Source organism: Streptomyces sp. NPDC020917 (genome assembly GCF_044333795.1).
Taxonomy (GTDB): Bacteria; Actinomycetota; Actinomycetes; order Streptomycetales; family Streptomycetaceae; genus Actinacidiphila.
Window position 1 is genome coordinate 1 of sequence record NZ_JBIRRR010000052.1, and the last position, 4495, is coordinate 4495.

A 4495-nucleotide genomic window follows, 5' to 3' on the forward strand; every position below is an offset into this window, starting at 1 on the left:
TGGTCGAAGGCTGCTGCGAACACGGGTGAGGTGGTGTACAACTCGTGTCCCATGCCGGGGTATTGCGAGCCTTGCCCGGTGTAGCAGAACGCGACCTTGCTCTTGCCGCCGTGGGCGCGTCCCTCGGACAGCGCCGCGTGCCGCTCGCCGCGGGCGAGGGCCGCGAGGGCGTCGAGGCGCTCCGGGACGTCGCCGCGGGTGATGGCGGCGCGGTGCTCGAAGTGCGTGCGGGTGGTGGCCAGGGCCCGTGCGACGGCGGCGACGTCCAGCTCGGGCGTACGGCTGAGGTGGGCGTGGAGTTGCGCCGCCTGGTCGCGCAGGGCTTCGGGTGTCCGCCCGGACAGCACCCACGGCACCAGGCCGCCCCTGTCGGGGGCGGCAGCAGCGACCGCCGGCTCCGCGTCGCTCTCCGCTTTCGGCGCGGCCTCCAGGATGACGTGCGCGTTGGTGCCGCTGATGCCGAACGAGGAGACGGCCGCGCGGCGGGGTCGTCCCGTCTCGGGCCAGGGCACGGGCTCGGTGAGGAGGGAGACGGCGCCGGACTCCCAGTCGACGTGCGGGGTCGGCGCGTCCACGTGCAGGGTGCGGGGCAGCACGCCGTGGTGCATCGCCTGCACCATCTTGATCACGCCCGCGACGCCGGCGGCGGCCTGCGTGTGCCCGATGTTGGACTTCACCGAGCCCAGCCACAGCGGGCGTTCGGCAGGGCGGTCCTGGCCGTAGGTGGTCAGCAGGGCCTGGGCCTCGATGGGGTCGCCGAGACGGGTTCCGGTGCCGTGGGCCTCGACGGCGTCGATGTCGTCAGGAGCGAGGCGGGCGTTGGCGAGGGCCTGGCGGATCACGCGTTGCTGGGAGGGGCCGTTGGGGGCGGTCAGGCCGTTGCTCGCGCCGTCCTGGTTGAGCGCGCTGCCGCGCACGACCGCCAGGACGCGGTGGCCGAGGCGCTGCGCGTCCGACAGCTTCTCCAGCAGGAGCAGGCCCGCGCCCTCGCCCCACACCGTGCCGTCGGCCGCCGCTGCGAACGCCTTGAGCCTGCTGTCAGGGGCGAGCCCGCGCTGGCGGCTGAACTCGACGAATCCCGCCGGTGTCGCCATCACCGCCACGCCGCCGGCCAGGGCGAGCGTGCACTCGCCCGAGCGCAGCGCCTGCGCGGCCTGGTGCAGGGCGACGAGCGACGACGAGCACGCCGTGTCCACGGTGACCGCCGGGCCCTCCAGGCCCAGCGCGTAGGCGATCCGGCCGGAGCTGATGCTGGTCGAGACGCCCGTCATCAGGTAGCCCTCGGAGCCGCTGGCCCCCGGCTGCCGCAGGGAGATGTACTCCTGGCCCGTGACGCCCGCGAAGACGCCGGTGCGGCTGCCGCGCAGCGGCTCCGGGTCGATCCCGGCGTGTTCGAACGCCTCCCACGCCGTCTCCAGCAGCAGTCGCTGCTGCGGGTCCATGGCCTGCGCCTCGCGCGGGCTGATCTCGAAGAACGCGGCGTCGAACTCGTCGGCGTCGTGCAGGAATCCGCCCCGCCGGACGTAGCTCTTTCCCGGCGCCTCGGGGTCCGGGTCGTACAGCGTGTCGAGGTCCCAGCCGCGGTTGGCGGGGAAGTCGGAGATGACGTCGCGCCCCTCGGCGACCAGGTCCCACAGGGCGTCGGGGGAACGGACGTCACCGGGGAATCGGCAGGCCATGCCGACGATCGCGATCGGTTCCGACTGGCGGTCCTCGGCGTCGCGCAGCCGCTGCTGGGTCTGCCGCAGGTCCCCCATGACGCGCTTCAGGTAAGTGAGAAGCTTCTCGGCGTTTTCCGGCATCGTCCCTTGTCTCCCGTGCCCAGTCGGTCGTCCATGCCCTGCCGGCGGCCACGCGCCGTGCCCGTGGCCGCCGTTCGTGTGTCCCTGCTTGCCTGCCGGTCGTCGACCCGCGTCAGGACAGGCCCAGCTCGCGGTCGATCAGGTCGAAGATCTCCGCGGACGAGGCCAGCGCGAGGTCGTCCCCCGCGGGCTCGTCCTCGCTGCTGCTGCTGCGACTGTTGCCGCCGCCACCGCCCTGGCCGCGGCGCAGCTTCCACGCCATCGCCTCCAGGCGTTCGGCGACGCCCGCCGGAACGGCAGCCCCGCCGGACCCGCCGGCAGCCCCGCCCCCGGCTCCGGCCCCGGTCAGTGCGGCCACCGAGGCTTCCAGCGAGGCGAGTTCGGCGAGGACCCCGGCGGATCCGCCCTCGTCCGGCCCCTGCGGGACGATCTCGTCGAGCAGGTGCCGCGCGAGCAGCTCCGGCGTCGGATGGTCGAAGACCAGCCCCGCCGGCAGCCGCAGGCCGGTTGCCGCATTGAGGCGGTTGCGCAGTTCGACCGCGGTGAGCGAGTCGAAGCCGAGCTCCTTGAAGGACCGGTCCGCCGAGACGCCGTCGGAGCCGGTGTGCCGCAGCACCGCGGCCACCTCCGTGCGGACGAAGTCCACGAGGAATCCCGTCTGTTCGTAGCGCGGCAGCGCGAGCAGCCGCTCGGCGAACGCGTCCGGGTCCGCCGTGTCGTCGGAACCGGTGGCCTGCAACGCCTGCTGGGCCTCGGCGATCTCGTGCAGCAGCGGGCTCGGGCGGCTGGAGGTGAAGCCCAGCACGAACCGGCTCCAGTCGATGGCGGTCACGCCGAGCGCCGTCTCGTCGTCCCCGACGGCCCGCATCAGGGCGCCGACCGCGGACTCCGGGGCCATTTCGAGGATGCCGCGGCGGTCCATGTAGTCGCCGACGTCCTCCGTCTCCAGCATGCCGCCGCCACCCCAGGTGCCCCAGGCCAGGGACGTGGCCACCTCCCCGCGGGCCCGGCGGCGTTCGGCGAGCGCGTCGAGATAGGCGTTGCCCGCCGCGTACGCCGCGTTGCCACCACTGCCCCACAGCGCGGAGTTGGAGGAGAAGAGCACGAACGCGTCGAGTTCGGTGCCGGCCAGCAGCTCGTCCAGCACTGCCGCGCCGCGCACCTTCCCCGCGGTGACGCGCTGCACGTCGGCCAGGCCCGTCTCGCACACGTCGGTGAACTGCTGGGCCACACCCGCCGCGTGGACCACCGCCGTCAGCGGGACGTCGTCCGGTACGGAGGCCAGCAGTGCGGCGGTGGCCGCACGGTCGGCGACGTCGCACGCGGCGACGGTCACCCGCGCGCCCAACGCCTCCAGTTCGGCGGCGAGTTCCGCGGCGCCCGGGGCGTCCGGGCCGCGGCGGCTGGTGAGCAGCAGATGCTCGGCGCCCTCGCGGGCCAGCCGGCGCGCCACATGGGCGCTGATGCCGCCCGTGCCGCCGGTCACCAGGACCGTGCCGCGCGGCCGCCCCGGCGGCCGCGGCGCCGCATCGGCGGCGCCCCCCGCAGTGCCGGTCCCGGTCCCGGCGGGCGCGGCGCGGACCAGCCGGCGCCCGTAACCGCCGCCCGGACGTACGGCGATCTGGTCCTCGTCGCCGCCCGCCGCGAGCGCGCCGGCCAGCCGGTCCGCCACCTGCTCGGTGACCTCGGCGGGCAGGTCGATCAGCCCGCCCCACTGCTTGGAGCGCTCCAGCGCGACCGACCGGCCGAACCCCCAGACCTGGGCCTGGCCCGGCTGGACGGCGGCGTCGTCGTGGCCGGTGAGCACCGCGCCCGCGGTGACGTTCCACAGTGGGCCCGCGGCTCCGGCGTCGGCCATCGCCTGGACGAGCGCCAGCGTCGCGCCGAGCCCGGACGGCACCGCCGCGTACCGGGGATGCGGGGTGCCGTCCAGCGGCAGCAGCGACAGCACGCCGTCGATCCGCCCCTCCCCGCCGGACAGTCCGCGCAGCCGGTCGGCCAGCGCCGTCCGGTCGGCGGCCGCCGCGTCCACCGTCCACTCCACCACCGCCGCGCCACGACGGCGCAGCGCGGCGGCGACGGGAACGGCGGCGTCCGCCGCGGCCGGTCCGGCCGGGACCACCAGCAGCCAGGTGCCGGACAGCCGCGGCCCGGGCGGCGCGACGAGCGGCCGCCAGGCGATCCGGTACCGCCAGCCGTCCACCCGCGCGGCCTCCTGCCGCCTCTTGCGCCAGGCCACCAGCGACGGCAGCAGCGCGTGCAGCGGCTGGGCGTCCGTCACCTCCAACTCCCGTGCCAGCGTGGCCGCGTCCTCCTGCTCGACGAGCGTCCAGAACGCGCTGTCCACGATGCCCTGCTCCGGCTTCTCACCGGTCCGTGCCCCGCCGGCCACGGCTGTAGCCGCCGCCTCGTCCAGCCAGTGCCGCTGCTGCTGGAAGGCGTACGTGGGCAGGTCGACGCGCGGACCGCGCGGAGTGACGGTGTCCCAGTCGACGCCGGCCCCGTTGACGTGGAGCGTGGCGAGCGCGGTGGTGAGGGTGTGGGTGGAGGTGTGTTTGGGGTGGAGGGTGTGGGTGAGGGTGGGGGCCGGCTCGGTGTTGGTGAGGGTGTGGGTGTTGAGGGTGGTGAGGGTGGTGTCGGGTCCGATTTCGATGTAGTGGGTGGTGCCTTGGGTGTGGAGGTGGGTGATGGCT

At 74.9% G+C, this 4495-nt stretch carries 2 protein-coding genes; both read right to left on the reverse strand.

The window, feature by feature from the left end; all coding sequences use genetic code 11:
* Nucleotides 1–1802, reverse strand: a 1802-nt coding sequence (locus ACH4TG_RS40885; RefSeq protein ID WP_398248393.1) for a type I polyketide synthase, incomplete at its 3' end; no start/stop codon positions are given.
* Between the two features lie 112 nt (nucleotides 1803–1914).
* A partial coding sequence (locus tag ACH4TG_RS40890) for an SDR family NAD(P)-dependent oxidoreductase (protein WP_398248395.1) occupies nucleotides 1915–4495 on the reverse strand: 2581 nt, incomplete at its 5' end.